At 68.9% G+C, this 283-nt stretch carries 1 protein-coding gene; it reads right to left on the minus strand.

All coding sequences use genetic code 11. The features are described 5' to 3' along the window. A partial coding sequence (locus ACQG3P_RS19430) for a serine hydrolase (protein WP_426805958.1) occupies positions 1 to 253 on the minus strand: 253 nt, incomplete at its 3' end. Between the last annotated feature and the right edge of the window lie 30 nt (positions 254 to 283).

Raw genomic sequence — 283 nt, forward strand, 5'->3', positions numbered from 1 at the left:
GCGTGCCGTCGTTGACCAGCAGGCCGGCCATGGTGCCGGCGAACGCCTTGGACAGCGATGCAAGCCGGTACACGGTGTGCGCATCGACCATCTGCGGGGTGTTGACGTCGGTGACGCCATAACCGCGCGCGCTGAGCACGCGGCCGCCCTGCACGATGGCCACGGCCAGGCCTGGTACGCGCTCGCCATAGGTAAGCTGCTGGGCCATGGATTCAATGTTGGCCACGTTGACCCCGGCGGGCGGCGGCAGCACCTTCGGATTGGGCGGGGTGGCCCGATACGC

The sequence above is a fragment of the Stenotrophomonas sp. SrG genome (assembly GCF_050031795.1).
Taxonomy (GTDB): Bacteria; Pseudomonadota; Gammaproteobacteria; order Xanthomonadales; family Xanthomonadaceae; genus Stenotrophomonas; species Stenotrophomonas rhizophila_A.